Raw genomic sequence first — 15,323 nt, forward strand, 5'->3', positions numbered from 1 at the left:
TCAGGGCACCGAGTAAACCAAAATCGGCGTCAGCGCCCGCAGAATAGCCATCACGCCACCAGCGTCAGCCGGAAACCACATTGTTCGAGGTTCCCTATAGTGTATCAGTCCAATCCCGCGAATAAGAGCATGAACGATGGCATTCCGGATTCGATAATCTATTATAATTGGGCCGCAGCGCGTTTGAACAAATATCCGACATTCGTGCTTAACAATGTTAACTACGTTTACCTGAACGGAGACGTTAAGAAACAAAGTATCCATCCAATTTCAACTCCAGGCGAATATGTTGCTGGAACCGGAGAATATTATACCGAAGGCACGTTCCCGCTGGTTTCGGGCGAACAGCTTCTGTCACCGCTGAAGCAATTCGCCGCGATCGTACGTCTGGATTATGCGCTGACGGATTCGATCAGCTATTCCGCGCGAGCCGATTATGGGCACACCCTTTATGAAGGGACGACCAGCTATTATCGCGAAGATAGCCGCAATACTTGGCTGAACGGCGTCGGCGGCGCCGTGGCCCAGCTCGACAACCCCTATCTGCCCAGCGCGATCCGTCAGTTCATGGTTGCGAATAGGCTTACGAGACTTCCCCTTGCCCGCATCTACCCGGAGTTCGGCATCAGGCGAGACGTGCAGGAGCGCGATACGATTACCTTTGCCAACGACCTTTCAGGCGGGCTTGTGGGCAATCTGGATTGGAGTGTGTTTTTCCAGTACGGGCGCGCTGTCAACAATATCAAGAACCCCGGTACGCTCAGGGCCTCACGCTGGATTGCCGCGCGTGATGTGATCTCTGATCCTGTGTCGGGCGATCCGATCTGCCGCGACGTGGCGGCGCGGGCGGCAGGCTGCGTCCCCTATAATGTGTTCGGCAGTGACGCACCGACGGCGGAGCAGCGCGAATGGATGTTCGCTACGCGGCACGAACGGCGGGTGACGACCCAGGCCATCTTTGGCGGCAGCATCGTCGGTTCAGTCTTTTCCCTGCCCTATGGTGATGTTTCCATCGCGGTCGGCGCGGAACATCGCAAGGAAACGCTGAAGACGACCGAGGACGCGCTGGCCATCCCCGGTGAACTCGCCCATTCGGGTGGCGTCACCCGCCATGCGGAGATCGACGCGTCGCTCAGCGTGTCCGAACTCTATGGCGAAATGGTCGTGCCATTGCTGCGCGATCTGCCGTTCGTGCATCGACTGGAGATTGAAGGCGCCTATCGATATTCGGACTATAACACGTTCGGCGCCACCGACACCTGGAAAGCGGGCCTGACATGGGCGCCGGTGCAGGGAATCACCTTGCGCGGTGTCCGCTCACATAGTGTGCGCGTTCCCAATTTTGGTGAACTGTACGAGCCGATCAACACCGGGCCGTCGAATCTGGACGACCCCTGCGAAGCCCAGAATATCAACCTCAGCGCGACGCGTGAGGCGAACTGTCGCGCGCTCGGTATCGGCAGGCCGGGATTGGCCAGTCAGGAAACGTCGATGGTCACCACCGGTGGCAACCCTGCCCTGACTCCGGAGACATCAAACAGCCTGACCCTAGGCATCATTCTCCAGCCGAAATTCTTCCCCGGCCTGGATGTCACGATCGACTATTGGGATATCGACATTAAGAATGTCATCACCCAGTTCACCGGCAATCAGATCGCCAATTATTGCGTCGACCTTCCGACCATCGACAATGCCTTCTGCAGGGCGTTGACCCGCGATCCCAACAGCCTGGTTCGCGCCATCGCCACCCTGTCCACACAACAGATCAACGCATCGAACCTGAAGGCACGAGGCGTGGACTTTGGCGTCAATTATCGGACCGGCATTGGCGAAGGACAGTTCAGCATCGGCTTCAAGGGCACCTACCTCATCAAGAAGGAGGTCGAAGCAGTGCCGGGGATCGAGGCGAGCGTGCTGAAGCAGGTGACGGGATGGGCCGACCCGCGCTTCCGGGGCAATGTCTTCGCCAGCTACGGGATCGGCGGCTTTAATATTGCATGGAACACTCGCATCCGTGGGTCTGCGCTTCACCTCACCAATGCTGCATCCGATGAGACCTTTGACACCAACAAGGTGCCAGGCCGGGTCTATAACGATATGTCACTGGGATATGACATTAACGAAAATTACCGCATCACCTTCGGCATAAACAATGTGTTCGATGTGCAACCGCCTCAGGTTCCCGACACCTATATGGGCGCGGGTGGCATTTTCGACAATATCGGCAGGAACTTCTTCGTGAGCGTCAACACGAAGCTTTGATCCCGATCACAAATCCACGCGCGGACAGGAAAGTCGATGCCTCCTGGTTCATCCAGGAGGCATCGGTTCGCTCCACCGCATCGGGTCCTGCTGATCAATTCCGGCCGGAATCGGACGAGATCGACATCCATCCATCGGAGGCGGAGCAATGAAGACGCATCGAACGATCCAAAGGGCTAAGACCGGTGTCATCTGGGCGGCTGCGCTGTTGGTGCATCCCGCAACGGCCAACGCGACCGAGGACAGACAAGCCCAATGCGGGGCGTTCACCGTAGCCGTCATTCCCGACACGCAGAATTATGTCGATTACAAGCATCAAAAGGCTGCTGGATTTCCGATCGACAGCGCGGAACTATTCTACGAGCAGATGCGCTATGTGGCCGACCATGCGCAAAGCGTGGGCGGCGACATCGTATTTGCCACGCATCTGGGTGATGTCTGGCAGCATTATTCGCAGTGGTCGGACCCTGCCCATACGGCACGTGGCTTCAAGGCCATGCCCAATGCCATGAGCTCGGAAGTCGCAGAAAGTCCGAGAGAGCAGACGCGGACGGTCGAAATTCCAAGCGCTATCAATGGCTTCGAGCTGATCGCGGGGCGGCTGCCCTTCTCGGTTGTGCCCGGCAATCATGATTTCGACGCGCTGTGGACAGACCCCACGCACCCGCCGCGACCCGAGGCGACGGGGCGACTGAAGACTGGAATCCGCCACCTGGGCGGCCTTGCCGGCTTCCAGTCCGCCTTTTCCGATCAGTCGGTCTTCTTCAAGTCACAGCCTTGGTATGTCGATTCCCATGACGGAGGCGCCGACAGCGCGCAGATCTTCGCCTCGGGCCAGTGCCGCTTCCTGCACATCGGCCTGCAATATCAGGCGCCGGACGCTTCGCTAGCCTGGGCGACACGCGTGATCCACCGTTTCCCGAACATGCCGACGATTGTCACTACCCACGATTATCTGGATCGCGATGGTGCGCGCGACGACAATTCCAACCCCGACAACAGCATCCTCGATTTTCGCGACAACAATCCGCAGATGATCTGGGACGAGTTCATCAGCCGTAACGACCAGATATTCCTAGTGCTCAGTGGCCATATCGGTGGACAGGGCTATAGCGTCGACCGCAATCTATTTGGGCATGAAGTCCATCAGATGATGGCGGACTATCAGGGCCGATGGCAGGTCGCCAAGGATTTGGGCCGAAAAGATTCCGGCGCCACGCTTGGCGACGGCTGGATGCGGTTGCTGACCTTCCGGCTGGATGGCGACAAGCCGACTGTTCGCGTGCGCACCTATTCAACTCATTACAAAAAATTCAGCATAGAAATGAAGGATTATGCCGCCTGGTACAAAGAACATGAAGGCTTCGCAGACCTTCCCGACGCGGAATATCTGAGGCGCGACGATTTCGTCATTGGCCTCGGCGATTTTCATCAACGGTTCGATTCCACGAAGAGGAGTGACGATGACGCTGCAAACTGACGGTCTCGATCGACGTACTCTGCTTCGCTCCACGGGGGGCCTCCTATTGGCGTCCGGTATTGGATCGTTTCCGCTATGGGCGGCGCCGCTCGGCGCGAATCCGTTCATGCTCGGTGTCGCCTCGGGCGATCCCTGGCCGGATGGCTTCGTCATCTGGACCCGGCTCGCACCGCGGCCGCTGGACGAGCATGGCGGGATGCCGACAGCGGCAGTGCCCGTGCGCTGGGAAGTGTCGGAAGATGAGCGCTTCTCTCGCGTCGTTCGCAAGGGCGAAGCCATCGCGCGGCCTGAACTCGCCCATGCGGTACATGTCGAAGTCGACGGCCTGTTGCCGCATCGCACCTATTGGTATCGGTTCAGCATCGCCGGGACCGACGTCAGCCCCGTCGGCCGGGCCAGAACGGCACCTGCGCCCGGCGATCTTCCCGACCGGGTGCGGATCGGGGTTGCGGGCTGCCAGCATTATGAGACAGGTTATTTTGACGCCTGGCGCCACCTTTCGGCGGAGCCTGATCTCGACCTTATCTTTCATTATGGCGATTATATCTATGAAGGCGGTGGCCGGTCACTGGGCGAACCCAGTCCGGGCGCGGCAAAGGTGGTCCGCCAGCATGTCGGGGGCGAGATATATAGCCTTGACGACTATCGCCGCCGCTATGCCCTTTACAAATGCGATCCACAGTTGCAGGCCGCACATGCCGCCTGCGCCTTTGCCGCCTCTTTCGACGATCATGAAGTCGATAACAATTGGGCGGGCGTCATCGATCAGGACGGCACTGATCCCGGGTTGTTCATGCTGCGCCGCGCCGCCGCTTTCCAGGCCTGGTATGAACATATGCCGGTGCGCCGGGCGCAACTTCCCACATTGTCGGGAGTCACTGCCTATCGCCGACTGGACTATGGACGGTTGTTACGCGTGCATGTGCTGGACACACGCTCCCACCGGTCTGACCAGCCGTGCAATGACGGCAAGATCAAAGCCTGCCCGCCCGAGGCGCATGTGTCGTCGACACTCCTTGGCGCCGTGCAGGAGCAATGGCTGGACGAGGGCCTGGGCCATGGCAGGGCCTGGAACCTGCTGGCACAGCAGATATTGGTGATGCCCTATGACCGGAGTGGACCGAATGCGCCTGCCCCCGACTTCGCCTTTGATGATTGGGATGGCTATCGCCCGGCACGCGCGCGGCTGGTCGAGAGCATCCGGCGCCATGACCTGTCCAATGTCGTCATTGCCTCAGGCGATTATCATCGCCATTTTGTAGGCACCGTACCTGAGCGCGACGACGCTCTTGACGGCAGGATGGCGGCTATCGAATTCCTCGCCACTTCAATTAGTTCAAATGGCAATGGTCGGCCGATTCCAGACGTGGATTATCAACTGTCCAACAATCCGCATTTGAAGCTTATAACGGACCAGCGCGGTTATCAGCTATTCGACATCACGCCAAAACTATGGAGGACTGACGTCAAGGTTGTCGATCAGGTCGAGCGTTCGGGCGGTAAGCTGAGCATGCTCGCGAGTTTCGTTGCAACACCTGATCGGGTCGCTGTCGAGCGAGCATGAGCCGCGCTGTGACAGTTGTGAGAGTAGAGGGTAAGGTTGCCCACAAAGTCACCGCAATCATTCTCTTCCCCACCGGCCGTGAACCTTGGCGCGTTCCGTTCAAGGTTCACGCTCTATTAGGGGGCCTGTCAACGCAAACTGCAGCGCGGTAATTACGGGCAATGAGCAAGCCTGTCACCAGCCCTTTTCGCTACTACAACTCATCGCCCGAGGTGATCCGTCCCGTGGTGACGATGTATGCGCGCTAGCCATTAAGTCTGCGGAACGTCGAGGACCTGCTTTTCGAACGGAGCATCGATATGTGCCACGACAAAGTAAGGCTTTGGCGGAACCGTGTCGGCCCGCTCTTCGCCAGCGATTTTCGGCGGCAGAGCATCAGCCGGATGAGAGGCTTCCGTCACTGGCGGTGGAGCCTCGACGAGATGCACATGAAAATCAACAGCGAGATAGTCTGTCTCTGGCGCGCGGAAGATCGAGGCTCAGGACCTATTAAACTGCTTGCGAATGAATCGATCAGTTGGTTCAACGGCGGCGCGAGGAGGTGCTGCCATGAGTGATCTGATGTGGTTGTCGGAGGCGCAGATGCGCCGGATCGAGCCACATTTTCCGCTGTCGCGCGGGATGCCTCGGGTCGATGATCGCCGCATTATCAGCGGCATCATCTTCGTGATCCGTAATGGCCTGCGGTGGCGCGATGCCCCTGTGGAGTGCGGGCCGGCGAAGACGATCTACAACCGGTTCATCCGCTCGAGCCGTATGGGCGTGTTCAACAGAATTTTCGCGGCACTGTCCGCCAAGGGTGGCAAGCCGGGCCAGTTGATGATCGATACCAACCATCTCAAAGCGCACCGGACGGCAGCCAGCCTGCTTAAAAAGGGGCTGTTCCCCGACGTATCGGACGCACCAAAGGTGGCCTGAACTCCAAGCTTCACGCCGTCTGCGATGGCAAAGCCCGGCCACTGGTGATGCTCCTCAGCGAAGGGCAGATGAGCGACTACAAGGGCGCGGCGCTGATGATCGACGCCTTGCCTAGGGCAAAAGCGCTGTTGGCCGATCAGGGCCAGCGCCACACGATCGAGAACATGTTCGGCAAACTCAAGGACTGGCGCCGCATTCATACCCGTTACGACAGATGCGCCCACACGTTCATGTCAGCCATCTGCATCGCTGCAACCGTCATCTTCTGGCACAATCAATGAGATGGGGTGGTTGCCGCCGTCCCGAACGGCATCGCAATGTGCCAAAAAAGTGGTGTTGAAGGCCACTTAGCGGAAAGGACGGCAACAATGCAGAAAAATACGATGATCGGTGTGGATCTGGCAAAGGCTGTTTTTCAGGTCCACGGCCCGTCGATGACGGGGCAAGAGAAGTTCCGCAAGAAGCTGTCGCGGCAAAGTTTCCCCAGGTTCATGGCCGAGCAGCCTCCAGCGGTGGTTGTTATGGAAGCTTGTGGCAGCGCGCATTACTGGGCCCGCGAGATGATCAGGCTTGGCCATGAGGCGAAGCTAATTGCACCACATTACGTGAAGCCATTTGTGAAGCGGCAGAAGAACGATGCCGCAGACGCGCAGGCCATAGTGATCGCGGCCCAACGGCCTGAAATGCGCTTTGTCGAGCCGAAGTGTGCTGAACAACAAAGCCGGGCGATTTTGTTCTGCGCTCGAGAAAGGCTCGTCCGCCAGCGCACCGAATTGATCAATGCACTCAGGGCGGGCCTCTATGAATACGGCCATGCTGTTCCGCAGGGAATCCATCAGATCAAACAGATCGAGGAAATCCTTGATGCGCCGAACAGCGACCTGCCCGATTTGGTGCGTGAGGAATGCCGCGACCTGTTGGAACAGATCGCCGAACAGTCGGTTCACATCAACGCTCGAACCGCGAAGATCAAGGTTCTCGCGGCTGAGGCCGACACCGCGCGGCGCTTGCAGACGATCCCCGGAGTTGGCCCGTTGACCGCGCTGGCAGTTGAGGCTTTTGCCCCGCCGATAGACAGCTTTAGCTGTGGCCGCGACTTTGCGGCCTGGCTGGGCCTCGTTCCGCGCCAGTTCTCCTCAGGGGGTAAGGAGCGGCTTGGTCGCACTTCCAAGGCTGGGCAGGCTGATATCCGCAGGCTGCTGATCATAGGCGCCATGTCGCGTCTGAACTGGCTGGGCCGAAAATCAATCCTAGCGGATTCGTGGCTGGCGCGCATTGCAGCGCGAAAGCCGCGGATGCTTGTGGCAATTGCTTTGGCCAACAAGATGGCACGGACAATCTGGGCATTGATGGCAAAGAATGAGGATTACCGAGTTCCGGCACTGGTGGCGGCAGCATGAGCAACATGCTGCACAATCTGCTAAAGGCCGGATAAAGGGGGTGTGAGAAGGCGACGACTCGAATGGGCAAAATGATCGAACAGATCTGGGTCAGAAAAACCAGTTCAGGACTCTGAGCGATACAGCTCGCCAATGAGATTTGGATCTGATCTGCGGATCACCATACCGGCCAGCGGCTTCCGACAATGCCGCAATCGAAGGCCTTACAGAAGACCGCACTCGATGACTCGCACACTCGGATCAAAATCTTCATGTACCACGGGCGGCAACCACAGAAGTCCTGGGCCTAGGCTTCAGTGCCAATGCCAACAAAACGAGCGGCAGTCACAATACTGCAAGCGGAGACAAGTTGTTTGGACGTCTCTTATTTCAACTGTACAGCTCATCCGAGTTGTTGCTTGCATTCCGGCGATGCGCCACGTATGCTGTAGCATTCGACTACTGTGGAAGAAAGTTTAATGGCCTGGAAACACACAGCACTCGCCACCACAACGGCGTTGGCAATATCCGCCTACGCCGCGAACTCTGAGGTCGCTGCTGCACAGGCGCGTGTTTTGATCGCCACCGATGCCAACGTGGAGACCGTCGCATCGGAAAAGGCAGCGACGGGCGATGTGAACCCACGCAATTTCGGCAAATGGGGTTATGACCGCACTGCGATGGATCCTTCGGTAAAGCCCGGCGACGATTTCGACATCTTCGCCAGCGGGGCATGGAAGGGTCGCACGAAGATTCCTGCCGATCAGTCGTCGGCCAGCGTGGGCTGGGATATTCGCAAAGTTACCGAAGGCCAGTTGCTGCAGATCATCACCAGCTCGGAACCTGAGAGCCAACTCGGCGCGCTATATAGCAGTTTTATAGATAAAGAGAGAGTAGAGACGCTAGGTGTCGCACCTCTCCAACCGCGGCTAGATGCCATCACTGCACTGCCCGACCGAGCCGCATTTACGCGAGACATGGGCCGGGTGCATGACACCTTCGGCGGCTCGCTGATTGAGATGTTCCCCTTCGCCGACCCGAACGACCCTACGGTCAGCAGCCTGTTCGTCATTACTGGCGGGCTCGGTCTGCCCGACCGCGATTATTACCTGGAGGAACGGTTTGCCAACCAACGGCAAGCCTACCGCGTCTATCTGGAGCGAATCTTTACGATGGTCGGTCAAGCCGACCCATCGGGCACTGCCGACGGCGTGATGGCATTCGAGACCAGCCTCGCAACGGTAAAGTGGTCGGCCGCCGATCTGCGTGACTTGGGCAAGCTGAACAATCCAATGACGCTCGCCGAGCTGGTGGCCTATGCCCCGGAAATTGAATGGAGCGCATTCTTCGCCTCGGCCAGAGTCCCTGTCGATCGGAAGATCATTGTGACCGACAACTCAGCGGTGGTCGATGTGGCTAAGGTGTATGCGGCGACTCCGCTGCCAGTGCTTAAGGCTTGGCAGGCTGCGCGTGCAGTGCACGAGGCCTCGCCGTTTCTGTCCGACGAATTCGTACAGAGCCGCTTTGCGTTCACCAAGGTGCTGAGTGGCGCAAGCGAATTGCGTCCGCGCTGGACACGCGCCGTGCAGCTTATTGATACCTCGCTCGGTGAACTGCTCGGCCAGACTTACGTGGAGAAGCACTTCACGCCGAGCTCGAAGACCAAGATGGAGGAAATGGTTGTCAATCTCAAAATAGCGATGGCTGCGCGAATACGCGACAACGACTGGATGGCGCCCGAGACCAAGCAGGCGGGATTGGCCAAGCTCGCTAAGATGGACGTAATGGTTGGCTACCCCGATAAGTTCCGGGACTATTCGCAACTGGAGCTCAAACCCGACGACTTACTTGGCAATGTCGCGCGGGTTGGCGCGTTCAATTGGGACTACGAGAGCGCAATGCCCGGTAAGCCAGTCGACAAGACGCTTTGGGATATGACTCCGCAGACAATGGATGCCTACAACGGGCCTTTCGAGAACAAGATCGTGTTCCCTGCTGGCATCCTCCAGCCTCCAATGTTCTCGCTGATCGCCGACGATGCAGTCAATTACGGTGCGATCGGCGCAGTTATTGGGCATGAGATTGCGCATGGCTTCGACGACCAAGGACGTACAATCGACGAGGATGGTCGGTTGCGTGACTGGTGGACTCCTCAAGACGCTGAGCGGTTTGATGCAAAGGCAGAGGATTTTGGGGCGCAGTACGCAGAATACGAGCCCGTCCCGGGGCACTTCATCAACCCGAAACTAACGATGGGCGAGAATATCGCCGACATGGTCGGGTTACAGGTGTCGCTCGACGCTTATCGTCTATTCTTAAATGGCAAACCGGCACCGGTGATCGATGGGCTGACCGGTGAACAGCGCTTCTTTCTCGCGTATGCACAGGCGTGGCAGTCGAAGCAGCGGGATGAAGTTGTGGTGCAACAGCTTGCAAGTGACCCGCATAGCCCCGCGCGGTTTCGAGTGCTTGGGCCACTGCGCAACATCGACGCGTGGTATGAGGCCTTTGGCATCGGCCCGGACTCGAAAATGTACATCGCGCCGGAAAATCGCGTCAAAATATGGTAATCGAACTACCATAAAAGTGCACTGCGTGAGAAACGTCATTAGTCATGTATCAGCGAACATAACTGGTCAGATGGGCGACAAGCGTCGGCTAATCGGAAAACCTGCCGTTCATATATCGCTGTTGAACGACCGCACAGTCCCACGAGGTGCCGTTCGCGTCGGCCGGAACTGGCCCCCGCGCGTAACGAACCTAGGCGCAGGCGGCGGTAGTCACGACCGCCATTTCGCTCCCGAACGGTAGCAATTTCATCGATGATTGGCTAATCAAATTGAATTGATCCCGAGCAGGGTCATTTATTGACATTTAAGGCGATTTGGAGCATATATGCTCCCGAAAGGGAGCAATTGATGAGCGTCGAGTTCGAACTGTCTGCGGCCGCAAACCTCCTGCTTGCGTCACGCATGACGTCGGCGGGCTCGGGTGCTGCATTGATCACGGCTCTTGGAAAGCACCCGCTTGTTGCTCAAGGCGGAATGCTCAAGGCGCTGCATCCCAATCTGGCGATCCTGTCGCAGCTGTCAGTGTCTGAGGGAAAGTCGGAGCCGGTCATCACCGAAACAGTTGGCAGAATCCCGACACAGCTCACATCGATTGCTGAACTGGGACGGATGGTCCGTGATGTCCGGAAGGCGATGAAGATGAATCAAGCCGAATTTGCGGCACACGCAGGGGTTGGTCGCCGTTTTGTTTCCGAGCTTGAAGGGGGCAAGCCCAGCCTCGAATTCGATAAAGTCCTTGCTTGCGCAAGCGCTGCCGGCGTCGACCTCTTTGCCAAGAAGCGCCGCGTTTGATGCGATCCCTCAATGTCTGGGTCGAAACATCCTCTGAGCCTGTTGGTCTGCTGACTGCGGACGACAACGGAGCGGTGCAATTCACCTATGCGCCAGAGTGGGTCCATACTGCTGCGAACTTTCCGCTATCGTTGTCCCTGCCGCTGCGGGAAGATCCTTTCGGCGATGCGACCTCGCGCGCCTTCTTCAGCAATCTCTTGCACGAAAACGATCAGCTTGAACGGATCGTTGTGCGAGAAGGTCTGGATCGCGGCGATATGGTTGGCCTGCTGGCCCATGTCGGCGCAGACTGCTCGGGAGCTGTCAGCGCGCTCCCGCAGGATCATCCTCCCATTAAGCGGCCAGGATCGCTCGGGCAGGACTATGACGTCTTGAGTGAAGAGGACTTTGCCGACCTCGTCTTGCGCCTTGCACAGGGACGCCCGCTGCCAGCAGAAACGCGCGATCCATCACCGGTCGCAGGCTTTCGCAGAAAGATATCGCTTGCGGCTTTGCCGGGCGACCGGTTCGGTTTGCCGAAAATGGGTTCAGGGGCTCCGACGACCCATATCCTCAAAATTCCTGACCCCAATCATCGTCATGAAGCTCAGCACGAAGCGTTCGTCACCGCACTGGCCCAGCAGGCAGGCTTTAATGTCGGTGCCTGTGTTGCAGGCGACGTCGAGGGGCAAGAGGTGTTGCTCATCACCCGCTATGATCGCTGGGTGGAGGAGGACCGGGTTTACCGCGTACACCAGGAAGATTTCGCGCAGGCGCTCGGTCTTCCTGCTGATCTCAAATACGAACGGCGTGGCCGCGAGGGGCGTCGCTTCGATACCAAAGCCATAGCCCGCATCCTTGACGCTACGGACCGGCCCGCACTGGCCCGAGAGCAGTTTCTGCGTTTGACCCTGTTCAACCTGCTCATCGGGAACAATGACAACCATGCGAAGAACCACGCCCTCCTGCACGTGCCAGGACAGGGCCCTGTGCTGGCGCCATTTTATGATCTGGTGCCGGTGCAAATGGTCGCAGGCTTCCGTGAAGATCTCGCCTTCCGGATCGGGGATGCCCATATCCCCCATGAGATAACAGCCGCCGACTTGGAGGGGTTTTGCATTGCCCTTGGCATTCCTGCAGCTGGCGCAAGAAGGATCCTGGTTTCGGCAGCAAAAGAGCTCCTTGAGACCATGGAGAACCTGTGCGCGGACTTCTCACAAGAGATGCGGCCGCTCGACAATCTCATCGGCGAGGTGGCTACACAGCTGAATGCGGAGCTGCATCTTGGTCTCGCCTTGCGGGAACGCGATGCGCACGTGCTGCGCGGCGGTGGATGGAATCTCAGCTAATGACGACCCATCCGCCGTTTGCCTCTGCGATGGAGATCGAGCTGACGCTACAGCGCTCGCCCTTGCTGCGCGCCGCGCGTCACACGCTTGGCAACATCAACGCCAATGGCCCGATTGCATTGACCTAACCCTAGGCATTGAAGCCCTAGTTTGTCGAATGGGTCGCCGAGATTTTCGTATGGCTGCAGTTCACTGTCGTCGACTTCCAGGCCGTGGACGTGATCCTGAACGAGCAGGACTTTGCATGGGGCAGAGCCGTGTTTTCAGATGACAGTGCCAGCAGGACGGTAACAATCTGTTAGGGCCGATCCTTCCGATGCATGATGGTCACCGGTCCCGTCAGGCGGCCCTGGCAAGGTCCTCGATGCGCGCCTCGCAGGCGCTCCTCACTTTGTCCTGAAGCACTTTGACTCGCTCGGCAATCCAGGCCAGTTCGTCAGCGGAGATCCTGTACGCTGGCGAATAGCGGGCTTTGACGTAGGCATCGCGCAGCAGGGCATAGCACCGCTTTTCGAAGCGCCCGGTGCGCGGCCAGACATCCTTGAGCGCAGGCTCGAGTTCCTCGGCCATATCCCGCAGGCGGTTCAGATTGTGGGTCTTCGGCGAATAGAGCGTCCGAACAAGGAAAAGACAGTGATAGAAGCGCTCAGTCGCCTGGTGGAGTAAGAAAACCGCTTCTTTGGGGCGAACCATCTCGGCAACTAGCAAGCTAGTTTTGAGAAATGTTGATGCGCTTTCAAACCAGTCGTCAAAATAGTCCTGCGTTTCCTTGAGGGCCTGTTCGCGCGACAGTGGCAGCGGCTCGACGAAGGGAAAGCCGGGTTCCTCGAACAGCAAAATGCCATCCTTGAGGATGTCCATAAAGAAGTACCGGCCAAGCCGCAGCTTGTCGTTCACGTCTTCGAGGCTGTGATAGATCAGGCTGACGGGCGTGCGCAGCACCGTGCCTGCCGACAGGTCTGCCAGCAGCTTGTTCTCGGTCGCTTCCCAAAACTCCGCAATATCAGTGAGATCGTCGTGGTTCACGACAACCAGCAGGTCATAGTCCGAGAAATACCGGCCAACCGGATCCTCGATCCAGTCGCCGCGGGCATAGGATCCGAATAGAACGATCTTGAGCAGCTTGCCTGCGCGATAGCGGGGCTGCGTGCGCGACGCAATCGCCTCGGCAAAGCCTGCGCGCACAGTCTCGACGACGTGCGCGAGTTCACGCCGTTTTCCTTCTGGCAGATGATCGAGGCTGAAGTTCATGGAATGCAGATTCGACGGTTTTGTGCCTCCTGCCAAGGGCAAAGTGCGAATGGCCGCGATCGTGGTTGCGGCAGACTGCACGTGACCAAATGGCACAAAGTTGACGACGGGTAGACCGACGGACTGCTGACGTCGGCGTCTGAGTCCGCTCATCGTCGTGCAGCCTCGGCCAGCGCGATGATCACTTCAGTCAGCAATTTCTCGACCCCTCGCGAAGGCAAGCGCAGTTGCTGTGCGGCTTGATGGACCGACATCCCTTCGAAGCGGATCATGTGGAACACGCTTTGGTGCAATGGCGACAAGGCAAGCAGGGCCTTGCGCATACGGACAAGCCGTCGACGCATTGTCCAGCGCTTCAAGAGAGGAAGCTGCTCCAGCAGACCGGCGATACCTTGCATTTTCATAAGGCAGTCCCAGCCGACACGATGACTTCGCCCGAGCGGCGAGGGCGGCGGCAGGCGGTCCAACGGCCCGCCGCCCAGGCGCGCATTGCACCCGCAAGGGCCGAAGCGCAGCGAAGGACCCGGCGTAGCCGGGTTGCCATGCACGCCGAGGCGGGCAGGGACCGGCCCAGAGACGGCCTCGCCGTAAGCGTGAGCAACAGCGCAGGCGTCTGACCTGACGATAGTGGATGGCGTGTCGCGCGAGCCGCAGTTACCGGTCCGGGAGCTGAGGTCAGCTCAGGCTTTCAAGGTCTGGGAGCCAATCCAGGCTTGGATGTCCTCTTCAGCCCATGCCACGGCATATCCACCCAGCTGAACCGGTTTCGGGAATTTTCCTTCGGCCATCCACCGATAGATCGTGGATCGGCCTAGGCTGACACGGTGCTGGACCTCCTTGAAGCGGATCAGTCGAGTAATTCTGCGTGGCTCGGGCGCGGCAGAGGGTTCTGCATCAGCCATGGCGCCCTCCAAAGCCAGCGCCGCTTTCACCGAGCAGGGCATCCTTGCGCTCGAGTTCGTCGATGTGATCAGCGAGCAGCCTTGCCATACGATGCGCGGTGCCTTTTGCCCAGCGGGGCTTTACGTCATGCACCTGGTTGCCAAGGACACGCTCGAGGGCAGAAGGAAGTTCGCCGACCAGCTCTTCGAAGAAGCGGGCAATGTCGGTCTGCAGCCAACGGATTGCCTGGTCACCACCGGCGCCGAGGAACAACAGAAGGTGCGCATGCGGCGCCATGCCCGATGATGCGAGGATGCGAAGAGCTTCACCCACGCTCGGGCTACGCTCTCCGACCAGCGTCCGGCGCAGCGCATCTTTGTGAATGTCGGCCTCGCGCGCGATTTCGCAGCGGTTGCGACCGCTCCGTTCAACGGCGGTGTGAAGCAGGTGCGCGAGCTCCTGCCGGGTCTGGGTTTCACCAAGTACGCCCATGTCGATCATAGCTGTTTCTCCTGTGGCTGAAATGATCGACTCATCGGCTAAGCCAAGAGGAAGGATGTAGGAAAATGAAAAGAACATAAAAGGAACATAGAGGAAGGGCCGAATAATTCGGCTTTTGCGATTCGCGCAAAAATCCGACGCCGTTGCGCAAATTTCGGCAAGCGCTGCTCGGGATCCCGCCCAATTTGCGCTCTGGCCGTTCGACATTGCGCGAAGGTCGGCCTGACAGGTCTTTCCCGTCGCTTTTTGCTTGGTCGAACCGGCGGAAGTGCGAGTCCAATTTTCCTACACCCGCATGTTCACCATACGTTCCATTTCGATTCGAAGCAATGCGACGAGATGGAAGATGATCAGATTTGGAATGATCGGGATGCTCATGATGACCGTTCCCGCTGT

General features: G+C 58.4%; 13 protein-coding genes and 1 pseudogene. 9 read left to right on the forward strand and 5 right to left on the reverse strand.

Annotated elements, in window-relative coordinates; genetic code table 11:
- The 3 genes from B7X90_RS14295 to B7X90_RS14305 all read left to right on the forward strand — a co-directional run.
- Positions 1–2,262: TonB-dependent receptor (locus B7X90_RS14295; protein ID WP_292625488.1), on the forward strand; the 2,262-nt coding region annotated here is incomplete at its 5' end.
- Positions 2,263–2,410: 148 nt separating this feature from the next.
- Positions 2,411–3,742 carry a serine/threonine protein phosphatase gene (locus B7X90_RS14300; protein ID WP_292625490.1) on the forward strand — a complete coding sequence of 444 codons (1,332 nt, stop codon included), beginning with the start codon at positions 2,411–2,413 and terminating at the stop codon, positions 3,740–3,742.
- Positions 3,726–5,306, forward strand: a complete 1,581-nt coding sequence (locus tag B7X90_RS14305; protein WP_292625491.1) for an alkaline phosphatase D family protein — start codon at positions 3,726–3,728, stop codon at positions 5,304–5,306. The genes B7X90_RS14300 and B7X90_RS14305 overlap by 17 nt, the downstream gene beginning before the upstream one ends.
- A gap of 251 nt (positions 5,307–5,557) precedes the next feature.
- Here B7X90_RS14305 and B7X90_RS14310 read toward each other — a convergent pair whose 3' ends face one another.
- Positions 5,558–5,707 carry a hypothetical protein gene (locus tag B7X90_RS14310; protein WP_292625493.1) on the reverse strand — a complete coding sequence of 50 codons (150 nt, stop codon included), beginning with the start codon at positions 5,705–5,707 and terminating at the stop codon, positions 5,558–5,560.
- Positions 5,708–5,855: 148 nt separating this feature from the next.
- Here B7X90_RS14310 and B7X90_RS14315 point away from each other — a divergent pair.
- The 6 genes and pseudogenes from B7X90_RS14315 to B7X90_RS14340 all read left to right on the forward strand — a co-directional run bounded on the left by B7X90_RS14315 (position 5,856) and on the right by B7X90_RS14340 (position 12,421).
- Positions 5,856–6,505 (forward strand): annotated as a pseudogene (locus tag B7X90_RS14315) (IS5 family transposase).
- Positions 6,506–6,592: 87 nt separating this feature from the next.
- Positions 6,593–7,624, forward strand: coding sequence for an IS110 family transposase (locus B7X90_RS14320; RefSeq protein ID WP_292625512.1), 1,032 nt, complete (start codon positions 6,593–6,595; stop codon positions 7,622–7,624).
- A 458-nt stretch (positions 7,625–8,082) separates the two neighbouring features.
- The gene (locus B7X90_RS14325) at positions 8,083–10,173 is read left to right on the forward strand and encodes a M13 family metallopeptidase (protein ID WP_292625495.1); all 2,091 of its coding nucleotides are present in this window, start codon (positions 8,083–8,085) and stop codon (positions 10,171–10,173) included.
- A gap of 348 nt (positions 10,174–10,521) precedes the next feature.
- The gene (locus B7X90_RS14330; RefSeq protein ID WP_292625496.1) at positions 10,522–10,965 is read left to right on the forward strand and encodes a helix-turn-helix transcriptional regulator; all 444 of its coding nucleotides are present in this window, start codon (positions 10,522–10,524) and stop codon (positions 10,963–10,965) included.
- Positions 10,965–12,293, forward strand: a complete 1,329-nt coding sequence (locus B7X90_RS14335) for a type II toxin-antitoxin system HipA family toxin (RefSeq protein WP_292625498.1) — start codon at positions 10,965–10,967, stop codon at positions 12,291–12,293. The genes B7X90_RS14330 and B7X90_RS14335 overlap by 1 nt, the downstream gene beginning before the upstream one ends.
- Positions 12,293–12,421 carry a hypothetical protein gene (locus B7X90_RS14340; RefSeq protein ID WP_292625500.1) on the forward strand — a complete coding sequence of 43 codons (129 nt, stop codon included), beginning with the start codon at positions 12,293–12,295 and terminating at the stop codon, positions 12,419–12,421. Before B7X90_RS14335 ends, B7X90_RS14340 begins: the two co-directional genes overlap by 1 nt.
- A 211-nt stretch (positions 12,422–12,632) precedes the next feature.
- Here the strand turns inward: B7X90_RS14340 and B7X90_RS14345 are convergent, their stop codons facing one another.
- The 4 genes from B7X90_RS14345 to B7X90_RS14360 all read right to left on the reverse strand — a co-directional run bounded on the left by B7X90_RS14345 (position 12,633) and on the right by B7X90_RS14360 (position 15,134).
- Positions 12,633–13,544: a HEPN domain-containing protein gene (locus B7X90_RS14345; protein ID WP_292625503.1), complete on the reverse strand. Its 912-nt coding sequence runs from the start codon at positions 13,542–13,544 to the stop codon at positions 12,633–12,635.
- Between the two features lie 149 nt (positions 13,545–13,693).
- Positions 13,694–14,011 (reverse strand): sigma factor-like helix-turn-helix DNA-binding protein, encoded by a 318-nt coding sequence (locus B7X90_RS14350; RefSeq protein WP_292625505.1) that lies wholly within the window; start codon positions 14,009–14,011, stop codon positions 13,694–13,696.
- A 213-nt stretch (positions 14,012–14,224) separates the two neighbouring features.
- Positions 14,225–14,446, reverse strand: a complete 222-nt coding sequence (locus B7X90_RS14355) for an AlpA family transcriptional regulator (RefSeq protein ID WP_292625508.1) — start codon at positions 14,444–14,446, stop codon at positions 14,225–14,227.
- Positions 14,439–15,134, reverse strand: coding sequence for a hypothetical protein (locus tag B7X90_RS14360; RefSeq protein WP_292625510.1), 696 nt, complete (start codon positions 15,132–15,134; stop codon positions 14,439–14,441). The genes B7X90_RS14355 and B7X90_RS14360 overlap by 8 nt, the downstream gene beginning before the upstream one ends.
- Positions 15,135–15,323: the final 189 nt, after the last annotated feature.

It is taken from the genome of Novosphingobium sp. 17-62-19 (assembly GCF_002256775.1).
In the GTDB taxonomy this organism is placed as follows: Bacteria; Pseudomonadota; Alphaproteobacteria; order Sphingomonadales; family Sphingomonadaceae; genus Novosphingobium.